Origin of the sequence: Cellvibrio sp. QJXJ (assembly GCF_024452345.1) — a bacterium.
In the GTDB taxonomy this organism is placed as follows: domain Bacteria; phylum Pseudomonadota; class Gammaproteobacteria; order Pseudomonadales; family Cellvibrionaceae; genus Cellvibrio.
The window spans coordinates 1,676,452-1,697,913 of record NZ_CP101662.1 but is presented as its reverse complement, the minus strand read 5'-3'; the positions used below and the strand labels follow the sequence as shown (position 1 = coordinate 1,697,913).

At 47.3% G+C, this 21,462-nt stretch carries 19 protein-coding genes; 11 read left to right on the top strand and 8 right to left on the bottom strand.

What is annotated here, in order from left to right; genetic code table 11:
• Positions 1-338 precede the first annotated feature (338 nt).
• The 3 genes from NNX04_RS07165 to NNX04_RS07155 all read left to right on the top strand — a co-directional run bounded on the left by NNX04_RS07165 (position 339) and on the right by NNX04_RS07155 (position 3,399).
• The gene (locus NNX04_RS07165) at positions 339-1,973 is read left to right on the top strand and encodes a hypothetical protein (RefSeq protein WP_261947952.1); all 1,635 of its coding nucleotides are present in this window, start codon (positions 339-341) and stop codon (positions 1,971-1,973) included.
• Between the two features lie 397 nt (positions 1,974-2,370).
• A complete protein-coding gene (locus NNX04_RS07160) occupies positions 2,371-2,964 on the top strand; it encodes a nucleotidyltransferase domain-containing protein (RefSeq protein ID WP_261947951.1) in 594 nt (197 codons plus the stop codon).
• A 30-nt stretch (positions 2,965-2,994) separates the two neighbouring features.
• Positions 2,995-3,399, top strand: a complete 405-nt coding sequence (locus NNX04_RS07155) for a hypothetical protein (RefSeq protein ID WP_261947950.1) — start codon at positions 2,995-2,997, stop codon at positions 3,397-3,399.
• A gap of 38 nt (positions 3,400-3,437) precedes the next feature.
• Here the strand turns inward: NNX04_RS07155 and NNX04_RS07150 are convergent, their stop codons facing one another.
• Positions 3,438-3,752, bottom strand: a complete 315-nt coding sequence (locus NNX04_RS07150) for a hypothetical protein (RefSeq protein ID WP_261947949.1) — start codon at positions 3,750-3,752, stop codon at positions 3,438-3,440.
• A gap of 495 nt (positions 3,753-4,247) precedes the next feature.
• Between NNX04_RS07150 and NNX04_RS07145 the strand changes: the two genes are divergently transcribed.
• Entirely contained in the window at positions 4,248-4,778 is a 531-nt protein-coding gene (locus NNX04_RS07145; RefSeq protein WP_007642664.1) for a hypothetical protein, read from the top strand.
• 10 nt (positions 4,779-4,788) lie between these two features.
• Positions 4,789-5,103 (top strand): hypothetical protein, encoded by a 315-nt coding sequence (locus NNX04_RS07140; protein ID WP_007642662.1) that lies wholly within the window; start codon positions 4,789-4,791, stop codon positions 5,101-5,103.
• Positions 5,104-5,234: 131 nt separating this feature from the next.
• Here the strand turns inward: NNX04_RS07140 and NNX04_RS07135 are convergent, their stop codons facing one another.
• Entirely contained in the window at positions 5,235-5,615 is a 381-nt protein-coding gene (locus NNX04_RS07135) for a DUF2195 family protein (protein WP_261947948.1), read from the bottom strand.
• Positions 5,596-6,120: a tlde1 domain-containing protein gene (locus NNX04_RS07130; RefSeq protein WP_261947947.1), complete on the bottom strand. Its 525-nt coding sequence runs from the start codon at positions 6,118-6,120 to the stop codon at positions 5,596-5,598. Before NNX04_RS07130 ends, NNX04_RS07135 begins: the two co-directional genes overlap by 20 nt.
• Positions 6,121-6,296: 176 nt before the next feature.
• Between NNX04_RS07130 and NNX04_RS07125 the strand changes: the two genes are divergently transcribed.
• The gene (locus NNX04_RS07125; RefSeq protein ID WP_261947946.1) at positions 6,297-7,211 is read left to right on the top strand and encodes a sigma-70 family RNA polymerase sigma factor; all 915 of its coding nucleotides are present in this window, start codon (positions 6,297-6,299) and stop codon (positions 7,209-7,211) included.
• On the top strand, positions 7,208-7,579 hold the full coding sequence (locus NNX04_RS07120; RefSeq protein WP_261947945.1) for a DoxX family protein: 372 nt from the start codon (positions 7,208-7,210) through the stop codon (positions 7,577-7,579). Before NNX04_RS07125 ends, NNX04_RS07120 begins: the two co-directional genes overlap by 4 nt.
• 126 nt (positions 7,580-7,705) lie before the next feature.
• Here NNX04_RS07120 and NNX04_RS07115 read toward each other — a convergent pair whose 3' ends face one another.
• The 3 genes from NNX04_RS07115 to NNX04_RS07105 form a co-directional block, all read right to left on the bottom strand.
• The gene (locus NNX04_RS07115; protein WP_261947944.1) at positions 7,706-9,946 is read right to left on the bottom strand and encodes a cellulase family glycosylhydrolase; all 2,241 of its coding nucleotides are present in this window, start codon (positions 9,944-9,946) and stop codon (positions 7,706-7,708) included.
• A 455-nt stretch (positions 9,947-10,401) separates the two neighbouring features.
• Positions 10,402-10,779, bottom strand: a complete 378-nt coding sequence (locus NNX04_RS07110; protein WP_261947943.1) for a DUF2956 domain-containing protein — start codon at positions 10,777-10,779, stop codon at positions 10,402-10,404.
• A gap of 34 nt (positions 10,780-10,813) precedes the next feature.
• Positions 10,814-11,287, bottom strand: a complete 474-nt coding sequence (locus NNX04_RS07105) for an acyl-CoA thioesterase (RefSeq protein ID WP_261947942.1) — start codon at positions 11,285-11,287, stop codon at positions 10,814-10,816.
• Between the two features lie 364 nt (positions 11,288-11,651).
• Between NNX04_RS07105 and NNX04_RS07100 the strand changes: the two genes are divergently transcribed.
• Both NNX04_RS07100 and NNX04_RS07095 read left to right on the top strand, forming a co-directional pair.
• A complete protein-coding gene (locus tag NNX04_RS07100) occupies positions 11,652-13,343 on the top strand; it encodes a cellulase family glycosylhydrolase (protein WP_261947941.1) in 1,692 nt (563 codons plus the stop codon).
• Positions 13,344-13,580: 237 nt separating this feature from the next.
• The gene (locus tag NNX04_RS07095; protein WP_261947940.1) at positions 13,581-14,459 is read left to right on the top strand and encodes a sugar phosphate isomerase/epimerase family protein; all 879 of its coding nucleotides are present in this window, start codon (positions 13,581-13,583) and stop codon (positions 14,457-14,459) included.
• 157 nt (positions 14,460-14,616) lie between these two features.
• Here NNX04_RS07095 and NNX04_RS07090 read toward each other — a convergent pair whose 3' ends face one another.
• Together NNX04_RS07090 and bglB are read right to left on the bottom strand one after the other, a co-directional pair.
• A complete protein-coding gene (locus NNX04_RS07090; RefSeq protein ID WP_261947939.1) occupies positions 14,617-16,110 on the bottom strand; it encodes an MFS transporter in 1,494 nt (497 codons plus the stop codon).
• Between the two features lie 85 nt (positions 16,111-16,195).
• Positions 16,196-17,374 carry a beta-galactosidase BglB gene (bglB, locus tag NNX04_RS07085; protein ID WP_261947938.1) on the bottom strand — a complete coding sequence of 393 codons (1,179 nt, stop codon included), beginning with the start codon at positions 17,372-17,374 and terminating at the stop codon, positions 16,196-16,198.
• A 151-nt stretch (positions 17,375-17,525) separates the two neighbouring features.
• Here bglB and NNX04_RS07080 point away from each other — a divergent pair, with 151 nt between their 5' ends.
• Together NNX04_RS07080 and lldD are read left to right on the top strand one after the other, a co-directional pair.
• Positions 17,526-20,264, top strand: coding sequence for an exo-rhamnogalacturonan lyase family protein (locus tag NNX04_RS07080; RefSeq protein ID WP_261947937.1), 2,739 nt, complete (start codon positions 17,526-17,528; stop codon positions 20,262-20,264).
• A 25-nt stretch (positions 20,265-20,289) separates the two neighbouring features.
• Positions 20,290-21,441 carry an FMN-dependent L-lactate dehydrogenase LldD gene (gene lldD / locus NNX04_RS07075; protein ID WP_007642638.1) on the top strand — a complete coding sequence of 384 codons (1,152 nt, stop codon included), beginning with the start codon at positions 20,290-20,292 and terminating at the stop codon, positions 21,439-21,441.
• Positions 21,442-21,462 lie beyond the last annotated feature (21 nt).

The window sequence follows — 21,462 nt, the reverse complement described above, 5'->3', positions numbered from 1 at the left end:
CCCGCGTTTCTCACGAAACGCGGGTTTTTTATTTGCGCGAAAATAAATGTTCGATGTGGAGCTAAGTGGGTGAGAAGCGTTGATGCTGTTCAAAAAACGGCACGAGTGCATCCAGCGGTGGTGATGGTATAAGCTAAGTCCATGGATTGGCAGGATTCTGGGGCGGAGCACATTTAGCTCCGCCAAATGAAAAACCCGCTTATCGCAAGATAAGCGGGTTTTTGTTTTCTCCCGTTTGTGTTGTTAGTGTGAAATTTGATGTAATTGGAGGGGGTTACAGCAGGTGCTACATTTACTCCGAAGGTCCTAGAATTTTAATCCTAAGAGCATTTAATAAAATGAAAATAAAAGATTGGGATATCTGGCATGTGTATTCAAGTTTCTTAGATGTTACCAATTTGAGTTTGCATAATATTGCATATAAAGCAGTGAAATCTAAGCTGGCAGTTTGTGCTCTTCATCGAGATGGCGAGACGTGGTGGCAAACAAATCAGGGTGTCAAAGTAGGGTTCACTAAAATTGAAATGAACTCACAAAGCACAGGCGCGTGCATTAAGAAAGAAATGCAGTTAAATGAAGGTGAGGAACTTGATGCTTACACCCTCGAAGCTTGGTATCAAGCGAGTTATTTTAGATTCTCCGAGATGAAGCTATGCAATGAGGAGGCTAATTCTCCAGAGTATATTCGTCTTGTTCTAAGTGAGTTTCATTTGACATCTAAAGAATATGAAATAGGTGTTGTCCTTTATCCTGTTATTAAGCTGTATGAGAATGGGATTGTTTTGGTTCAGTTTCGCTCTATTTCTAATGGGAAAAATACATTAATAAATGATTTTATAAACAGATACGTCAATCTTTCTCAAATCCCTTTTGATGATATAAAAGTTGGTCCGGCAATTGCTCAATTAGCTGCCCCTGCTTATCATCATGCACTATATAAATTTAATTTCATTTCGAGAATAAGAATTTTATTTTCTGAAAAATTGCATAACCAAACTGTGTTAAAAATGGTAGAAACAATTAAAAGTGGCGATTTTTCAGCCTCTCTTTGTTCTTTACCAAGACAAGATGGTTTTAAGGAAACCCTTTCCACCGTAGCAAAATCAATTTTTTCAATATTAGCTTTTCTTGCTAGTAATCCAAGAAATGGATTGGCGTATGTTTTGTTCGGGCAGCGAAAGATTATTGGTGTTGGAAATTTCTGGAATGGGCGCCCCCATATCTATTTATTAACCTTCTATGGACAGAAAAATACATCTAGGGAAAATATTAATGCATATGGAGATAAGTTTGGATCAATTATTGGTCGGCATGCGGCTATTGGGGCAGATGCCAGTATAAAATATTTGCCTAAAGATGTAAGGCCTTTTGATGACTATTCCGCCCTGATCGCTAAAACAGGAACTTTATGGGTTTGGTCAAAAAATGGGAAAAAACAGCAAAAAATACAAGCAGATGCAAATCGAGGGCATCTTATTTATGAGCAACAGGTAACCGTGGAAATGCTTGAGTATGGATATATGTTACACCGAGCACTTTTATCAAAGGTTGATAAAATATCGGAAGTTAAAGAAGCTTATGAACTTCGTTGGTCGATAAACAATCTTAAAATATCCATTTACGAACAGACAAATTTCGGCGAGATTCAGGAACTTTTGCGTTTTGGTTGGAATGAGTTTGGTATTAACGACTTACATGGAAATATATCTGAGGCTCTTTCTATTAGGTCGGAACAGGCCTCCTTAAGAGAGGAAACACTGAATGAAAAAAATAATCGATGGCTCACAATACTATTCGGCGTAATAACTGTCCCATCTTTGGCAGAAGATGTGCTTGAACCAGCATGGTCTTTACTTGGTTGGTGGAATCCTGTGAGTGATTCAGGGAAAACTTTATTTTTTATAGGTATTTCATTTGTTGTGGTAGTTCTCGGCTTGGTCGCGATTCCTCGGCTTTGGAGAGCGGGGCATTAATCGTATATGCGTATTCATGACTGTCGCAACTGTTCCGCGACAGTCATGTTCTAAACTTACTTGTCCTGCCTATCAACAATCCCCCTAACCCAAAACAACAAGTCACCCAATCCCGCAATTGCCTGCGCAGGCAATTCAACTTCTTGAGTAATTTTCTCGCAAAGTGATCGCAGCAAAACAATCTTCTCTTGCAGTTGAGTCGCTTGTTCTTCCTGGGTTTGTTTTTAAATTTCGTAACCGATGCTTTCCATGTATTCACTATCAGGTGATTGGATATCTAGGCAGCTTTGCTGGTAGTAGGTGTATGGGATGGGGTTGGCTGTAATAGCTGATGGGGTTGAAGACCCCCAAAAAGGGACTTATCATACCCAAATTGGGACTTTTGAGTTTTGTTGCTATGAATACCCTAAAAACCCTAGGTTTGGGCGACGCCCTTTTCAGTAAAACCCAGCAAAAAGTGCTGGGTTTGTTATTTACCAAACCTGACCAGAGTTTCTTTGCCAATGAGATTGTACGCTGGGCTGGTCTTGGTAAAGGTACGGTAATGCGTGAATTGGAAAAGTTGCATGCCGTAGGCCTTATTAGTCGCGTTCAAATTGGCAACCAAAGCCATTACCAGGCAGATCAGAGCTGCCCTATTTACGCCGATCTAGCGGCCATAGTTCGCAAAACCTTTGGTATTGGCGATACGCTCAAGGTTGCATTGGCGCCGCTGGCATCGCAGATAACACAGGGGTTTATTTATGGTTCTATTGCGAAAGGTGAGGCTACTGCAAGTAGCGACATAGACCTGATGTTAGTAGGCGATGACTTAAGTTATACCAAGGTTATGGAATTGCTTGCGCCAGCAGAAGAAATACTGGGGCGCACCATAAATCCAACGCTTTATACTGTGCAAGATTTTGAGGTCAAACTTAAGGCCGGAAACCATTTCTTGCAGCGAGTGATAGAGCAGGCTCGTATTCCGCTATGGGATGAAAGTGTTGCATAAGGTTTAAATAAAAAATGAAAGGAGGCATGCATGATTGAACAACTGGAAAATTTAGTTCGCACGGGAGGCTTAAAGGCAGAACCACCCGATGCCAATGAATCGGCTGGCTTATTGCGCAGTGCGGTTGACCGTCTGAAAGATGCCCACAATTCCGCATTAAGTTTTGCTAGCCGTTTCGATTTGGCCTACAACTCTGCACATGCACTCGCTTTATATGCATTGCGCCAAATGGGGTATCGATCAGATAAGCGTTATCTGGTGTTTCAGTGCCTGACGTACACTGCGGATGTTAGCAAAACTCAGATAAGAATTTTTGTGCTTTGCCATGAGCGCAGAAACCTGGCTGAATATGAAGGCTATCTGGATGTGGACGAAAAACTTTTAGCAGAATTATTGCAGGCAACGAATGCGTTGTTAGAAAAAATAAGTGAATAAAGCGAGAGCAAAGAGGCGGCCAAAAAGCCGCCTCACTTTTATCTATCCTGCTTTTCAAAAATCCCCCTAACCCGAAACAACAAATCCCCCAATCCCGCAATTGCCTGTGCAGGCAATTCCACTTCTTGAGTAATTTTCTCGCACAGTGATTGCAGCAAAACAATCTGTTCTTGCAGCTGAGTCGTTTGTTCTTCTTGTATTTGTTTTTGGGTGTCATAGCCGATGCTTTCAAGGTGATCGCCATCGGGGGAGTGGATTTCTATGCAGCTTTGTTCATAGTAATTGAATTGGAATGGATCGAGCTTGATAACGCATTGGCAGGTGACGGGCACCAGGTGGGTAATATTATCCATAACACAGCCTCACAGCTTGGGTTATTAAACTGCCGCCACGAGTTGAAAGTCATGGAGGCGACTGAACGGGGTTCTCAACACCGGCCTGAACCAATCCGACCCGCCCGAAGGTGGCCCCGCCCCGCCGCCATAACAGAGGCGTAGCTGTGTGAGGACACAGAGCTGCGCAAAAAACACGCGCCTTGTGCCGATTTGGAGTAGTGGGTTGAGAATCCCTGCAGCGGATTTGCCGCTGCAGGGGCAGGTTCGTGGAAGGGGTGTAGGCTGTGAATGTGGTTTAATTGAACCAAGAATTCGGTCAGTTCTTTCAGCTCAATTAAAGTGAGTTCGGTTTTTTCTAAACCATTCTCTGTTTTATTGTAACGTTCACGGTAGAGTTAATTGTTATTTAAAAGCACAATAACTGGCCAGCTTGGCATTAGTAGGAAAATGCGTATTGCAATAGAAATATAATGAGTAGGCTCGATCATATTTTAATTGTTATCTGGAGATCATATGAGTAAAGAGGGATACGTAGAACAATTCAAAACTGTAGGTGACTTACAGGAGGCAATCGATAGATTGATTGCTGAGCACCGCATTGCTAAAAAAAAAGAACTTGGTGTGATGTTTCGGGTGGTTGTACCGCCGAATACAGCAACTATTTATGAGGAGGGAAGCCAAGGTCCGTATCAATTAATGCATGGGGTGCGCGTTGGCGATTACACCTTCGATACAACTTTGGAATGGGTACTGCCAGATCCATCTGCGGGTCTATCGTTTTCTAAATCATTTAGTCATTTAAAAAGCACATGGAAAATGTTGCGCAATCATGCGAAAGGAAAGAATCAACCTGGCCCGGCAAATATAGCTTCATGGATATTGGAAAGCCGATCCATCCCGGATGGCATGGCTTTCATGAAAGATCCCAAAAATAATAACCATTATTTCCTGACTGTAACAAAGAGAATGCACATTTCAACCTTGGTAACCAATTTAAAATTAATTGGTCATGGGATGACTATTATGAAAGATCTGACTCTTTAAGGAGCCCAACATGTTAGATTTCAGTGGAAAAGACCAAAAAGCCCAGCAAGTTTGCTTGTATTACGCCAAGCAACTTCGAGCCGATAACTTAATTCCGATCATTGAATGCAAAGATTCAATTACATCCAAAGAAGAAGCTGAAGCACTATCGCGTTTCTTTTGGATGATGTTGGAAGCCTCTGCTGGGGATCGTGATAAAGGAATCGAGGTGTTAGGCGAAAGTGACTTGCAACATTGGATGGGGCGCAGCATGAACATAATAAGCGGCTACCTCAGCAGTATTGGTTATGATGGGGTTTGGGATCGGGTTAGCGATGAGTTTTAACAAACCAAAGTTTGAATCTGGGTTGTTATAAAATAGGTAAACGATATTTTTCGCAGGTTATAGAAGCTGAGGATGGATTAATAAGCACCTCAGCTTCTGTATGTCTCTGCTAGAAAGCGGTTTATTTAATCTTAATTGTTTGAACAGGACAAAAATAAATAGATCGGGATATCTGGAAAAATAAGTTGTTTTTGAACGGCAATCGGTAATGCAACGCTTTCTTTGCCTAATATGGAAAACTGACCAGATAATAAGTCAAAGTTGTTTCCGTCTTTCTTTTGATATGCCATGTATTTCATGACTGCTGACTTACAGGGGCAGTCTGTAGTTGCAGTGTTGATATTGATTAAAGCAGTTGCCAGCACAGGTTCCTTGCTTGTATCCAAGGCAATGTTTTGCAAGGTAAAGCAGCCTTCGACCTGACTTTCCACTTTTATGTTTTTTTCCGCTTGTGAATGCGCGCAAGCACATAAGAGCAATGCAGCTAAAACGCTAAATCTTGGTGCCGCCATTTGTTGTTCTCCCTGTTACATATTTAACTTTCAGAATTATCGATTGCTTTTTAGATGAAGAAGAATAATCGCGTAGATGTTTAAAAAGTTTGGTTTCTACCTCTATACATCCGTGACTAAAACCTTTTACTGAGTCATGTAAATAAAAGCCACCACGAGTGATTGGAGCACAATGTTTTTTGGTCTCGTTATCTGCGGGTTCCATACGAGCTCTGTTTTTTCCCCAATTAGCCCAGTATGGCTCGCAGGCTCCGGCCTTAATACCTCTAGGAATTTCCTGAATCCCCCATGAGGGTGCAATTGCACATATTCCACGACCATCATCTTTTGCCATGCCTTGGTCGGTGATAAACACTTTGTATAGACCTTCAGGAACTGGGCCTGCGTCCGGGGTGCATTGCTCGCCAGGCATTTGATGGCCGGGCATGCCAGAAGTTGCTTTAAAGGCTAATCCTTTCTCTGGCCATTTTAAAATCTGTCCATCATAAACAAGTTCAATCTTCATACTTTCTCCATAAAGTGACAGCGTCAAGGTCAATATTGCATTTCAGTTCCTGATAATAGGCGTGCAATAGTACCCATTAAATTTTTTTAATTTATTGTCACACTTTGCACTACAGATTCGTCATGGTTGTGTAGCACCCAAAAACATCAAAATGACAGGTAATTCTTGAGGGTAGGATGGAAAAGAGCGATTGGTTGACAACACAATTTGAAACAACGCGACACCATTTACAGGCGGTGGCTTATCGCATGTTGGGTTCGCGCAGTGAGGCGGAGGATGCGGTGCAGGAGGCGTGGATCAGGTTGAATCGGTCTGATTCGGAAAGTATCGAGAACCTTGGCGGCTGGCTCACTACCGTGGTAGCCAGAGTCTGCTTGGATATGTTGCGTGCGCGCAAGGCGGGGCGTGAGGAATCGCTTGAGGAAATGTTGGTTGATCTGCCGGAGGAAGGTGAGGGCGATTTGGAGGAGAAATTATTGATCGCCGATTCAATTGGGCCTGCGTTGTTGTTGGTGTTGGATAAACTCACGGCCGCGGAGCGTATCGCGTTTGTGCTGCATGATTTATTTGATTTACCGTTTGATGAAATCGCGCCGATTATTGAACGCTCGGAATCGGCAACACGACAATTGGCTAGCCGTGCGCGCCGATGTGTTCGCGGTGCGGCCATGCCGCGCAAAGATGTGCAGCGCCAGCAGCAAGTGGTTGCTGCGTTTATGCAGGCGTCGCGGCAAGGTAATTTTGAGGCGCTGATCCGCCTGTTACACCCTGAGGTTGTGCTGCGTGCTGATGAAACGGCGATTAAAGTTTCTACGGCGAATAAAGCGCGCGGCGCGCCGCAATTTGCAGCGGAGATCGCGGGCGCCAAGGCGGTGGCAGATACCTTGAATGGCAGTGCGCAGGGTGCGCAGTTGGCATTAGTGAATGGGTTTGCTGGCGCGACCTGGGGGATGAATGGAAAAACGGTGGTGGCGTTTTGCTTTGTGGTTAGCGATGGAAAAATCACAGCCATTGATATCGTTATGGACAAACAGGTTCTTGAAAATTTTGATATTCAACTCATCGACAATAACAGTGGGGTTAACGCATGAATATTTTTTTATGGATTTTGCAAATTCTGCTCGCGCTGCATACCGTGATGGGCGCGGTGTGGAAATTCTCCCACAGCGCTGAACAAACCATGCCGTCGCTGAAAGCCATTCCGTCAGGTGTTTGGTGGGCGCTCGCAGGTGTTGAGCTGTTGTGCGCGCTGTGCTTGATTTTGCCTGCGCTCTACAAACCTGCGGCAGTGTTAGTGCCTGTTGCGGCAACCTGTATTGCGGTGATTATGTTGTCCTTCTGCGCGATACATTTTCTCGCGGGAAATACAGGCTTGGGTTCACCGATTTATTGGTTGGTTGTTGCGGCGCTGTGTGCGTTTATTGCTTACGCCAGAGCGGTATTGCAACCCTTGGGGTAAACCCGGGGGAGTTGGTGAGGCGAGTGGTTTGATCTTTTAAATCCAGTAAAACAAAACCCGAGACCTTGCGGCCTCGGGTTTTGTTTTTACGCGTTGGGAATTGTGGTTATTCCTGCGAGCAGGAAATTACAGTCCCCATAGGTCATTCAACAGCTCGGTTTTACGTGGGTCGAAACCAGTCCATTGCCCCCAACTGGTGTTGGCGGAGACAGGGTCCCAAGGGGTTAAGTACCAGCCCATGGTGTCTGCTGACTCGGGGTTGATCGACCAGTAGCAGGCATTGATACCCTTTTTCTTGAAGTAGTTAGCCGCTGTTTGCTGCCATTGTTGATCCACATTGGTGGTGATGTGGCTCCACAGGGCACGGTCTGCCGGGCTGGCTTTTGCAGCTGGCCAATCCATGTTGCCGCCGAACTCACCAATCAAAATGCCGTAACCCAACTCACGCAGGTAACCAAAGTGCTCTTCCCAGCCTTGTTCCAACAGCTCGGGGTTGATCACGATACGGCAGTCGGCGTGGCCCGCTTCATCACCTTCCAAATCTTCACACTCGGTTTGCGTTGGGTCCATGAATTGTTTTTGTACAAACACGGAAGGCCCGTAGGTGTGAGGTGAGAACAAGAGGCGATCTTTAGGAATATTCAGCGGGTTGGTACCAGCTTCGTAGAGGTTTTCACCCCAGTTAGGGTTCAAATCAAGGCTGCCGTGCGGAACAGGAACTTTGGTATCCGGTGTTCCGTCCTGGGTGTTGGCGTTAGCGGAGAGACCTTCAACAATAATGATCATGTTGGGGTTCACTTCGTTAATCGCCTCATAGGCATCCTCAACCAGACCTTTCCACTCGGCCCAAGTGTAATCATAGGGCTCGTTGAATACATCGATACCGATGATGTTATCTACACCCAACTGCTCGGACAGACCTGCAATCTCTCTCAGGTTAGCCAGCCATTTTTCCTTGTCATAGGCATGGATTTTGGTGACTGAACTTGGGTTGCCGGTGGCAGAGCATGAATACTCTTCGCGGGTAAAGTCATAACCTACGCGGGTGGCATCCACATAGGGTGGACGTGCATCCAAACGGCCTGCGCGCCAGCCAACATAGTTAGAGCAGGAGTGGATATCGACGAACAATTGGATGTCATTCTGGTCAGCCAGTTTGATGAAATCCTCCAATGCCTGACGTGCGGTAGTTTGACGTACCGACTGATGGTTTTTCAGGTTGGGGTCCATACCTTGTGGGTTGTTTGCTTCCAATGTCTGGGGTGCAATAGGCAGGCGCAGCATGGTAATACCTTGCTGTTTCAGTTCGGTCATAGTCTGCTGGATGGTACGACCTGAACCCTGGCTGTTGTTGACCCACCACATATTGCCCACATACAACTCCATTGGTGCACCGCTGGGGTTGTTGGCGTCATTCGATGGCTCATGGCGACCTTCAAGGCCGAACCAGTTACCGCAACGCGCTGGCACCAATTCGCCATCTTTTGTCAGGTTACCTTGGGTATTGATGCGGAACACACCGCTACCCGGAGGTGTTACTGATGACGATGAGCTGGATGACATAGAGCTCAGGCTTGAGCTGCTAATAACCGAGCTGGAGCTGACAACAGAACTGGATGAGCTGCTCGGCACTGATGAACTGCTTGGTGCTAATGAGCTGCTAGGTACAGATGAACTGCTGGGCGCAATGCTGGATGAACTGGACGAACCGGGATTGACCGGGCCCCATGGGTCTGGCTGGGCATCGCAGGTTGAGAAAGAGATACAGCTTCTGTTGTTCTCATAACCCCAACCCGAGGCAGTGCTGGTACACATGGGGTAAAGGGTGCCGTACCAGTTACATTGCGCCCCATTGGCAATGGACGACGAACTGACAACGCTGGAGCTGCTGGAAACGGGGGGTACGCTGCTGGATGAAGGCGCCGAGCTAGCAACGCTGGATGAACTGGAAGAAGGCGTGCCACCAGTACAAGCAGCGCCATTTACAGTGGGGCGCTCAACCGCACCGCCATTGGTAACACCCTGGAAACCAAACTCGACGGTTTGGCCCGGCGGTATAGTGCCGTTCCAACCCAGGTTGGTCGCCGCATAGGGATTGCTACCCGACAGGTTGGCATTCCATAAATTCGTCACGCGGTTAGTGTTGTATTGCCAGCTAACATTCCAGCCATTGATGGCGGTCGAACTGGTGTTCGAAATACGGATCGCCGCAGTAAAACCCGAACCCCAGCTGTTGGTCACAACATATTCACAGCCAGCAGCGGCGGCATTCGAAAATGCGGCCAGCGCAATGCTGACGCCGAGAAGGCTTACCGCTCGTTTCACCGGAGCAGGCATGCGAGTGGAAGGAGATACTCTATGTCCCATTATTCAATCCTCAATTTATTATGGTGACTGCCAATGCGTAGCCCGCCAAGCGCAAGCTAGCGTAAAAACAGCCGAGAAAAAGATCGCAATAAATTTGCGGTCTCCAGTATCTGGACTGGGTAGACACCTCGTCACCCCGGCCCAAAACTTCTTCTCACGTTCTCCTTCGTCACCACATTGTTGTATTGATAATGGCTCACCCGATCATAGAATCCGTTGGTTGAAAATATGATAACCGGGGGAGTAGCGGCACCCTTTATTATGCAAGCGCTGAAACGCGCTTTATGACCGCTGTGCAGGACAATTGATATTTATACGGGAAAAATACTAGTACATCTGTTGACTAGGTCTCATTGACCATTTGTTCGCGGAGGAGTGAAGCGCCAAAAAACACAAAACCTTAAAAGCTGTCGTTTAAGTTTGCAATTTCACTTTTGCAGGCAGTTAAAAATTATTTATCGCAGTGTTATTACCAGGCCCACTGCTAAAAATAATCCCCATGACAGCGCAAGCAGCACCCAAGGTAAGCGCGAAGGGTTTTGTACGGCTGCGGTTTCTGTGTGGTTCTCTGGATTTTTTTGTTGTGTTAGTTGAGTTGATAATTGTTTTACTTTTTTAACCCGCTTATCCAATTCTCGCGTTTTCTCACTTTGTTGCCGTAAAAACATTTCCATGCCGCGTTGAATTCCTGTCGCAATCGCTTTGGTTTCCACCGGCGATTGGCCTTCTATTTTTATACTGTTGGCAATTTTTAATGCGTCGGCGCGAATATCGCGCGCGTCTTTTTTCTGTTTGGTTTTTAAGGTGGATGATGCAGGTGATGCGTGTGTCATAGCGTGAATCTCAGCTGGGCGTTGGAAAAATAAATCAAACAAAAATCTGCATTTCGTCGCCAATTTTTTTGCGCATTTCCATCAGTTTGATGGCCGTGGCGTGTTGTTGTTTGTCTGCTTCGGTTTGCGGAATCCATACCGGGACTTTAACTGGCTGGCCGCTTTCGTCCACGGCGACCATGATCACGATGCAGTGGGTGGTAAGGCGACGGTTAAGTGATTTAGGGTCGCAGGCATTTACTTCTATGGCGATGTGCATGGACGTGTTGCCGGTGTAAATAATTTTTGCGCTCACTTCAACCAAATTGCCCACATGAATGGGCGATACAAAACGAATTCCACCGGCATACACGGTGATGCAATAGCGGCTGCTCCAACCGGCGGCGCAGGCGTAGGCGGCGAGGTCGATCCACTTCATTACCGCGCCACCGTGCACCTTGCCACCAAAATTTACGTCTTGTGGTTCGGCCAGAAAACGAAGGGTGATATCGCGTTGGGGGCTGCTCATGATTGGCTCTCGCTTTAAATAAAGAGAAGTCGTTGGGGGCTAGTATTGGTGTGCAGGATAAAGGAGTTCTGCGCTGTTTTGTTGCTGCAGCGCGTGTTTTACCAGGGGTTGTTCACATGCATCGATCTGCTTTTATCTATAAAAACAATTTTGTTTGTGATTCGTTTCGCATAATACAGTTTTTGTCGCCTCAGGCATCTTATCCCACGTAACCCCAAGTCTTATTCAATCCATTACTGGCATAGCATATGGTTCTGCTGACTATTTTGTGAGCGCAGTAGGTAGTTCAAGGCAGATCCTCCCGTGCAGGCGCAGGTATTTCTTGTAGCGGGTCAATAACAAATAACGACAGGAGTACAACTGGATGAATATTTCACGACTTAAATTGTGGGGCGCCGCCGCGCTCCTGGGCATGGGTTTATTCACATCCCAAGTATCGCTAGCGCAGAGCGCCAGCTGTAAATATGTGGTGACCAATAGCTGGGGCAGCGGTGCAACGGCGAATATTGAAATTACCAATACCGGTTCAACAGTGCTCAATGGTTGGAGTGTGAATTGGAGTTATACCAACAACCGTATTAGCAATTTATGGAACGCCAACCTGAGTGGGGCCAACCCCTACAGTGCATCCAACTTGAGTTGGAATAGCACCTTACAACCGGGGCAAACCATCACCTTTGGTATGCAAGTCAATGCAAATGGCGCGATAGAAACGCCGGTAGTAACCGGCGCGATTTGTGGTTCATCTTCTCTATCAAGTGTTAGTTCATCAAGTATTAGTTCATCCAGCGTGAGTTCGTCATCGCGCTCATCCAGCAGTGTGTCACTCTCCAGTTCATCCATGAGTTCCAGAAGCAGTTCATCCTTCAGTTCAGGTCTGAGTTGCCCGCAAGGTAATAGCTGGCCTGATTGCCCGCCACATACCTGGAGCGATGAATACTGTGCGATGCACCCAGGTATTTGTATCAGAAGCTCCTCCAGCCGTTCGATGAGTTCAAGCAGTTCCAGCAGCTCGGTCAGTTCCGGTGTGACCAGTGTTGAACTCACGCAATTAATGGGTATTGGTTGGAATGTGGGAAATACATTAGACGCCGTGGGCGGTGAAACCAATTGGGGTAACCCGCTCATTACCCAGCAATTAATTAATTCGGTAAAAGCCGCCGGCTTTAAAACCATTCGCCTGCCTGTGGCCTGGAGTAAATTTTCTGACCCGCAAAATTTTGTGATTCAAACGGCGTGGATGGATCGTGTTGAGCAAGTAGTGAATTACGCGCTCAATGCCGACATGTATGTGGTGATGAACATTCACTGGGACGGCGGCTGGATGCAACCCACTTATGCGCAGCAAACTTATGTAAACAATCGTCTCAATATTATGTGGACGCAAATCGCCAATCGTTTTAAAAATTACGATGATCGTTTGTTATTTGCCGGTACTAACGAAGTGATGGTGGATGGCGATTACGGCACGCCAACGGTGGAGTACTACACGGTGCAAAATAGTTTCAACCAAACTTTTGTGGATACCGTGCGTGCGACTGGCGGCAAAAATGCAACGCGGCATTTGGTAGTACAGGGCTTTAATACCAACATTGATCACACGGTCAATTTTGCGGTGATTCCAGTGGATACCGTGAATGATCGCCTGATGATGGAAGTGCATTATTACGACCCCTACAACTTCACCTTGAATACCAACAGCAATATTACCCAGTGGGGTTCAATCGCCACCAACCCAAATGTCACCGAAACCTGGGCGAACGAAGCTTATACCGACGCACAATTCCAAAAAATGAAAACCCATTTTGTGGATCAAGGCATCGGCGTGATTTTGGGTGAATACGGTGTAGTGTCGCGGTTGAATGTGTCGGGCCATGCCACCTATCGCAACTACTGGAACGAGTACATCACCCAGTCAGCCTATGACCGTGGTTTGGTGCCAATTTATTGGGACAACGGTTACTCAGGTGATGGCGGTTTTGCCTTGTTTAATCGCAACACCGGTGCGCAACTTGAGCCCGCGTTAATTCAAGCGATTGTAAAAGCCGACGATTAACCATAGTTTCGTAAATAGTTTCGTAAATAGTTTCGTAAATAGTTTCGTAAATAGTTTCGTAAATAGTTTCGTAAATAGTTTCGTAAATTGTGCAGCTAAAACCCCAAGGCGATGTTATTGCCTTGGGGTTTTTAATTTTCAGTGTTATCGCCAATTGTTTGATCGGTCAAATTCAATCAGTTAATATCACATTCAGTCAAATTATCTAATTAACAACCAGCTGAGCGGTATAACAGAATGAAACCTCTTTTTGGCCTGCGGGCACATGATTTTGGCACTTTTCCACCACAAGAACTCGCAGCGCGTATTGCCAGCTCCGGCGCAACTTGTGTGCAACTGGCCTTGGCCAAGGCATTTCCCGGTGGGCATTTAATGCCAGCAGAATTTGGCGATGCCGGCTTGGCGGAAATTCGCACTGCGTTTGCGGCGAATGGCATTAGTGTCGCGGTGATTGGTTGTTACATAGATACAGTCGCGCTGGATGAAAGCGCACGTGAATTTTCGTTCAAACGTTTTGAGGCGCATATCGATGCTGCCGCCGCACTGGGTTGCAATGTCATTGGCACTGAAACCGGTTCACCTATGCCTTATCTTGAACAACCTGACGGGCGCGACATCGCCTTTCGTATTGCGCTACAAGGTTTGCATCGTTTGGTAAAAGCGGCGGAGCAAAAAGGAATTCGCGTGGGGGTGGAGGCGGTAGCGGAATACCACGCGCTATCCACCATCGAACATATCCGCATTATGATTGAAGAATTTAATTCCCCGGCATTGGGTATTATTTTTGATCCAGTGAATTTAATTCCGCTGGTGGGAGTGGCGGATATGGATGCATTTTTGGATGAATGTTTTGCCACCTTTGGTGAGCGTATAGTGGCGATTCACGCGAAAGATTACCAAATGGTTCCCAGCGAAAGGGGTTTGGTGAAACTCGGTGATTTACCCGTAGGCACTACCGGTATGATGGATTGGGTGGGTGTATTTAAACGGCTGATCGCCGCAGGTAAACACCAGGTGCCGATTTTATTGGAAGACACCAGCCCCGCCCACGCGGTGGATTCATTTGCTTATTTACAGCGCGCGTGGGATCAGGCAGTAAAGGAGCTTGAGGTTTAATCACCGGTAAATAATATTAGGAAAACTCTGAAAAAAATAACCCCCGGTGCGAGTCTGTTGTATTACAGGAGCGAACCGGGGGTTAATTGTTTGTGCATAATCGAATGGAAAATAATTGGTAAAAATTATCGCTCCAATTGGCTATTTTCCTATATGGCTATTTGCCCACATTATTCTTGCCCCACAATTTCTCATAAGGCCAGCCGGATAAATCTTCCACTACGGCGCGGCTCTGTGCGCTGGAAGGTTCGGTGGCGCCGGATTTTAAATGGGCGATTTCGTTCATCAATAATTCGTGGGTGTCTTTATTTAATTTAAAACGGCTCGCCACAAAAAATCCGAACAGTAATAACAGAATCGGGCCAATTACCATGACCAGTACGATGGTATTAATCGCCTCGGTAGTCTGGGTTTCACTGCCCGACATAAAGCCACCCCATTCAATCACTATGCCCACAAACATCACCGCCACGGCTTGCGCTGCTTTGCGGATAAAGGTCATCACCCCGGCAAAACTACCTTCGCGGCGTTTGGCAGTAACAATTTGATCCACGTCGGCAATATAGTTGTACACGTTCCAGGGAATATAGTTGAGTGCGCCGCGCCCCAAACCAGCCAGCACTACCGCACCGAGTAATAAATACAGCGGCGGCAATTCAGTAAAGGTTAAAAATAAAATCAGTAGCGCAACAATACCGGCGATATAAAACGATACCGCTAAGCGATAGGTATAGGACGGGCCTATGCGAATGACCAGTGCAATCGCCAACGCAACGGCAAGCAATTGTGCAATGTAAGTATTTGCGATAAGCGATGAAGCAATCGCCACCGAACCACCTAATGCAAACACAATAAAATAAGTGAAGGCCGCGTTAAAAATATCCTGGCTAATATAACCACCCAAATACATGCCCAAATGCAAACGGAAGGCGCGAATCCGTAACGTGGAGGATAGGTTCACAAATACCATTTTGAGTGCATTAAACGCGGAGGTTTTGGGTTTGTCCGGCTCTTCTGCTTCTACTACCGGCGCGCGTTCCCAAGTAAATAAATAGGTCACAGTAATGACCAGCATAAATGCCAGCGCAAAAATAATTCCCATAATCAGGAAGGTATCTGAATTTTCTTTGCCACCTACATAGTTAACAATCCAGTTGGGCAAAATACCGGCGAAAATAGCAGAGACTTGCCCGGTTAAAATTCGCGCGCCGGCAAACTTGGCTTTTTTGGCGTAGTCGTCGGTCATTTCGGCAGCAAGGGTTTCGTAGGGAATTAATACCGAGGCATAAACCAATTCAAAAAATACAAAAGTGAAGAGGTAATACCAATAGTGCTGATCGGCAACCCACATAAGGGCGAAGCTGGGCAATAAAGGAATAGCCGCTAATAAAAAAATGCGGCGACGGCCAAAGCGACGGCCGAGTTTGGTTTTATTTAAATTGTCGGAAATATGGCCAATCAACGGACTGGCAACGGCGTCGATAATACGCGCAATCGCAAAAATAGAGGCAGCTTGTATCGCCGATAAACCACAAAAAGTGGTGTAGAAAAAAATTAACCAGCCACTGATAACCGCCATGGAACCGGCACCCAGTACATCGGTGAGGCCATAAGCCACATAATTTCGGGTTTTTATTTCGCGTATAGTCATGGTGATTATCGCTCTTATTGTTATAGGAAGCTGTTATAAAAAGCCCCGCGCTGCGAGTGGCAACAGCGGGGAAGGAGGTTTGCAATTAAATATAGCGATTCATATATTCCACCAGCGCCAAAATCGCCATGGATTGGCCGTAAGGCATGGAGGTCAAGGGAATATCGCGATAGCCTTGCAGGTCATCAAATACCGGTGTACCAAACGAAACCTGTTGTAATTCGCCGTCGTCGCTAATGTTGGCGAGCACTGCTTTAATCGCTTTAACGGCCATGGCTTCGTATTTGGAATCCAAATAACCTTTGCGCACCGCTTTCAAAATACCGTAGGCAAAACCAGCGGCGGCAGAGGCTTCCAGGTAGGAAGATTTGTCATTAATCAGCGTATGCCACAAGCCGCTTTCATCTTGATAACCCTCCAGCGCTTTTACTTGCGCTTCCAGGGTTTCAATTAAAAATAACCGGGTGCTGTCGTGTGGTGGTAAATCCAGCAGTTCAATAAATTCCGGAATCGCAATAGTTACCCAGCAGTTGCCGCGCGCCCAGAGTGCATCGGCAAAATTGTGGCGACCATCAAAGGTCCAACCGTGAAACCACAAACCGGTTTTGCGATCTGCCAGATATTTGGTGTGCAACATAAACTGACGTTTGGCTTCTTCGACATAGGCCGGGCGATTCATGAGCAAACCGATTTTGGCGAGCGGGAGCACACACATCATTAAGGTGTCATCCCAAATTTGTTGGTAGTTCACCGAGTTAAACACTATGTGTTGCAAACCGCCTTCTTCAGTGCGCGGCATTTCATTCATTACCCACTCAGCCCAGACATCCAAATAGGGCAGGTAGCTGCGGGTGCCCAAACGCTCGGCCAAATAGGCGAGGGTGAGGAAGGGAGAAACGGTATTAACGTTTTTAGTAGGCGTGCCCGCTTCAAAACGATTTTTAAACCAGTCCTGCATGATGTGTAGCGGTTTTTCGTCGCCGGTAATATCCCACAGCTTTAACAAACCGTAGAGGCCCACACCGTGGGTCCACTCCCAGTCATTCCAACCTTTGGTATCAATCACGCGGCCATCATCCAAACGCAGCAGGAATTCACCGCTGGTGTCTTTAATGTTAACCAGATTATCAATCAGCTTATCAATGGTGCGCGTCAACTCGGTGCGCGCAATACCTTCTACTGTAGCAACCATAAAATACTCACAATTTATTGTTGGCAAAAAAATGTTGGCAAAAACCGGATTCAGGGATCTTGAAGTGATCATAACAGCGATCTTTCAATGTGTCGATCATATTCAATCATATGTAGTCAATATGATTCAAGTGTGATACAAATAGGACATGCTTCATGTGCAGCTTAGTATCCAATAAACGATAAAAGAGCGCCCTTCAGGGTGCATGCAGTGAGTAGAGTCCATGAACCGCCGAGAACTTTTCAGATACAGCGCTATGGCCGCCAGCCTGCCGTTAATGGCGGGTACCCGCCTGACAGCAGCGCAATCCAGTACCAGCAACCCGCTACTTACCAAATCCAATCAGCTGGGTTGGTTGGATACCGCCGAACCACGCGCACGCTGCGGTTATACCTGGGGGCAGCCCTGGCCGCAGGGTAGGCTCAAAACAAATGATGCACTGCATTTAGTGGATCAAGCTGGTAAATACCAGCCATTACAAACCTGGGTAATGGCGACCTGGCCAGACGGTTCAGTGAAATGGACGGGGCATGCCACAGCTGCCGGGCAAGCGCTGGGGCAAACTTTCCATATCGAAAAAAGTGAATTAAAAGGCCGCGCGCCTAAGGCCAAACACAGCGTAACAATTGGAGAATCCGGCAAAAAATTGTTGATTGATACCGGCGTGATTCGCTGTGTAGTGAACACCCAAGGCGAGGTGATTATTGATGAAATTACCCGCGCGAAAAAAACATTGCTGCAAAACGCGCAATTTATTGGCCAGCGACAAAATCAAACGGAAGCGGATGGCGAGCAGCCTCTGCAGGTAGAACATTTTTCGGCGCAGATTCAACAGGCCGACATAGAACAGCGCGGGCCCTTGCGCGCGGTGGTGAAATTATCGGGTATGCACCGCACGGCAAATGGTCGCGAGTGGCTGCCGTTTTCATTGCGTTTGTATTTTCATGCTGGTGGCGATGCGGTGCGCATTAGCCACAGCTTTATTTTTGACGGCGATGAACAACAGGATTTTATTCGCGCACTCGGTTTACGTTTTGATGTACTGCAGCGCGATGAAACCTATAACCGTCATGTGCGTTTTGTGGGTGAGGGCAATGGCCTCTGGGCGGAGTCGCCGCAAGGCATTACCGGTTTGCGGCGCGACCCCGGCAAAGCGGTGCGCGAGGCACAAATTAATGGCGTCGCTACTCCTGCACTGAATACCTGGGATAAACGCGTGAGCGAACGCCTGCAATTTATTCCGGTGTGGAATGATTATTCGCTCTCACAAGTAAACGCCAATGGCTTCAGCATTAAAAAGCGCACCAAAGCGGGCCATGCCTGGATCGATGTGGATCAAGGCAAACGCGCGAGCGGTGTTGCTTATGTAGGTGGCGCAAGCGGTGGTGTGTTGTTTGGCATGCGCGATTTTTGGCAATTGCATCCCACACAAATAGATATTCGCAATGCGGGCACACCAACAGCACAAGCGACAATGTGGATCTGGTCGCCCGATGCACCGCCGATGGATTTGCGCTTTTATCACGACGGCATGGGCATGGACACCTACGCCAAACAAATCGAAGGTTTGGAAATCACCTACGAAGATTACGAGCCAGGTTTTGGATCGCCCCAAGGTATTGCGCGCACAACGGACATGATGCTTTACGCATTGGATGCAACTCCATCGCGCGAACAATGCATCGACCTGGCCGATTCCATTCGCACTCCCGCACAAATTATTGCTGCGCCGCAAACCTATTTGGATGCCGGTGTATTTGGTGGTCTGTGGAGCCTGCCGGATCGTTCAACACCGATTAAAAAAATAGTGGAAGACCGGTTGGACTGGTCGATTGATTTTTATCAGCAACAAATCGACCAACGCCATTGGTATGGCTTTTGGAATTACGGCGATGTGATGCACACCTACGATACGGATCGCCATGTGTGGCGCTACGACGTAGGTGGTTTTGCATGGGATAACTCCGAACTCTCGCCGGATTTATGGCTCTGGTATTCCTTCTTGCGCAGTGGCGATGCACGCGCATTTCGTATCGCTGAAGCCATGACCCGTCACACTCGCGATGTGGATATTTATCACCTTGGTCGTTTTGCTGGTTTGGGTACCCGCCACAATGTGCAGCACTGGGGTTGCAGTGCAAAACAATTGCGCATCAGCACTGCCGCTTATCGTCGCTTCCATTATTTTTTAACGGGCGATGAACGCACCGGCGATGTGCTGTGGGAAGTCGCCGAAGCGGATAAACAGCTGGTGAATTTATTGCCCACGCGCAAAGTAAACCCGGAGGCGGCGGCCGATAAAAATACCCATATTGGAATTGGTACGGATTGGGGTTCAGCGGCAGCCAATTGGTTAACTGCCTGGGAGCGCACCGGTGATGCACGCTATAAAACCTGGCTGGAAAATGCGATGCGCACAATTGGCGGTAACGACTTGGGCTTTTTTGCCAAGGGTTACCACTTTGATATAAATAGTAAAGCCATGACCGTTATTCCCGCTGATCCATTAGAATCTGGCCGCCCAAAACGCGTGTCGCACCTCAATGCGGTGTTTGGTTTGATTGAAATCTGTGCCGAGTTAAATCAATTAATTGATGTACTTGAATTCAAAGCGGCGTGGTTACGCTACGGGCGTTTTTATAGTGCACCGGCTGCGCAGCAAGCGGCTGAATTCGGGGTGAGTTTAACGGGCAATAATCTCACCAATGCGCACTCGCGCTTAACTGCCTATGTTGCGCAGCAAACTGGTGATACTGCACTTGCAAAACGGGCGTGGGATGAATTTTTCCGCGAGGCAAATCATGTTCCTGAGGTTAAGCGGGTTGAGGGGCCGCTGGTATTAAACCCGGTTGATGAAGCCGCGTGGGTCTCCACTAACGACAGCGCGCAATGGGGTTTGGCGGCAATCCAGAATTTGGCGTTGATTGGTAGCTCGCTGGCGGGTAGTGCGCTGAAAAAATAATTTAATTAACAATATTTTTACCGAGGTGAATCCTTTGATTGCTGCAAACGTTGAAGACTATCGCTTACTGGCTAAACGTCGCTTACCGAAATTCTTGTTTGAATATATTGATGGTGGTTCTTTTAGTGAAACCACCTTGCGCAACAACTGCGCCGATTTACAAACCATTGGTTTGCGTCAGCGGGTGCTGCGCGATATTTCCACTATCAACACTGAAACCGAATTATTCGGCCAGAATTTAAAATTGCCGATTATTCTCGGTCCGGTGGGTATTGCCGGGTTAAATGCGCGGCGCGGTGAAGTATTGGCTGCACAAGCAGCGCAAGAAAAAGGTGTGCCCTTTTGTTTGTCCACTGTGTCGGCTTGTTCGATTGAAGAGGTGCGTTCACAAACGCAAGACCCCTTGTGGTTCCAGTTGTACATGATTAAAGATCGCGGCTTTTTAAATGCGATGTTGGATCGCGCCGTGGAGGCGGGCACCAAAACATTAATGTTCACCGTGGACATGCCGGTGCCTTCATCGCGCTATCGTGATATCCGCTCCGGCTTGTCAGGCGGCAGTATGTTCCGCCGTCAAAGTGCGCGCATGTTGCAATCCATGATGAGTCCACGCTGGGCGTGGGACGTGGGTATTTGTGGACGCCCGCATTCACTCGGCAACGTCGCTCACGTATTGGGCAAGGGCGCTGGCATCGATGAATTCTGGAGCTGGATGAGCAAAAATTTTGACGCGAGTGTGACCTGGAAAACGCTTGAGCAAATTCGCGATAAATGGAAAGGCGATTTAATTATTAAAGGCATTTTGGACCCGGAAGATGCACTGGAAGCCAAAAAACTCGGCGCCGATGGTTTGATTGTTTCCAACCATGGCGGCCGCCAGTTGGATGGTGCGCTGTCTTCCATTCGTGCGCTGCCACCGATTGCCGATGCAGTGCAGGGTGATATCAAAATTTTGTTGGACAGCGGTATTCGCACCGGGCTGGATATTGTGCGCGCTATGGCATTAGGTGCCGATGCGGTGGTGATTGGTCGCGCCTGGGTTTACGGCTTGGCGGCGCAAAAGAAACAAGGCGTTAGTAATGTGTTGGATATTTTAGGCAACGAATTGCGCGTGGCTATGGCGCTGTCTGGCTGCGCATCGCTCAAAGAAATTACGCCAGATATTTTGGTGAAATAATCCCGCCAATCAAAACGAGGC

Bases quoted from the DNA above. Each gene is read 5' to 3' on its own strand.
- NNX04_RS07130 (WP_261947947.1), bottom strand. From the start codon at position 6,120: ATGAAGATTGAACTTGTTTATGATGGACAGATTTTAAAATGGCCAGAG.
- bglB (WP_261947938.1), bottom strand. From the start codon at position 17,374: ATGATCACTTCAAGATCCCTGAATCCGGTTTTTGCCAACATTTTTTTG.
- NNX04_RS07080 (WP_261947937.1), top strand. From the start codon at position 17,526: ATGAACCGCCGAGAACTTTTCAGATACAGCGCTATGGCCGCCAGCCTG.
- NNX04_RS07135 (WP_261947948.1), bottom strand. From the start codon at position 5,615: ATGGCGGCACCAAGATTTAGCGTTTTAGCTGCATTGCTCTTATGTGCT.
- NNX04_RS07145 (WP_007642664.1), top strand. From the start codon at position 4,248: ATGAGTAAAGAGGGATACGTAGAACAATTCAAAACTGTAGGTGACTTA.
- NNX04_RS07090 (WP_261947939.1), bottom strand. From the start codon at position 16,110: ATGACTATACGCGAAATAAAAACCCGAAATTATGTGGCTTATGGCCTC.
- NNX04_RS07115 (WP_261947944.1), bottom strand. From the start codon at position 9,946: ATGGGACATAGAGTATCTCCTTCCACTCGCATGCCTGCTCCGGTGAAA.
- NNX04_RS07105 (WP_261947942.1), bottom strand. From the start codon at position 11,287: ATGAGCAGCCCCCAACGCGATATCACCCTTCGTTTTCTGGCCGAACCA.
- NNX04_RS07140 (WP_007642662.1), top strand. From the start codon at position 4,789: ATGTTAGATTTCAGTGGAAAAGACCAAAAAGCCCAGCAAGTTTGCTTG.
- NNX04_RS07095 (WP_261947940.1), top strand. From the start codon at position 13,581: ATGAAACCTCTTTTTGGCCTGCGGGCACATGATTTTGGCACTTTTCCA.
- NNX04_RS07165 (WP_261947952.1), top strand. From the start codon at position 339: ATGAAAATAAAAGATTGGGATATCTGGCATGTGTATTCAAGTTTCTTA.
- NNX04_RS07110 (WP_261947943.1), bottom strand. From the start codon at position 10,779: ATGACACACGCATCACCTGCATCATCCACCTTAAAAACCAAACAGAAA.
- NNX04_RS07100 (WP_261947941.1), top strand. From the start codon at position 11,652: ATGAATATTTCACGACTTAAATTGTGGGGCGCCGCCGCGCTCCTGGGC.
- NNX04_RS07155 (WP_261947950.1), top strand. From the start codon at position 2,995: ATGATTGAACAACTGGAAAATTTAGTTCGCACGGGAGGCTTAAAGGCA.
- NNX04_RS07120 (WP_261947945.1), top strand. From the start codon at position 7,208: ATGAATATTTTTTTATGGATTTTGCAAATTCTGCTCGCGCTGCATACC.
- NNX04_RS07160 (WP_261947951.1), top strand. From the start codon at position 2,371: ATGAATACCCTAAAAACCCTAGGTTTGGGCGACGCCCTTTTCAGTAAA.
- NNX04_RS07125 (WP_261947946.1), top strand. From the start codon at position 6,297: ATGGAAAAGAGCGATTGGTTGACAACACAATTTGAAACAACGCGACAC.
- NNX04_RS07150 (WP_261947949.1), bottom strand. From the start codon at position 3,752: ATGGATAATATTACCCACCTGGTGCCCGTCACCTGCCAATGCGTTATC.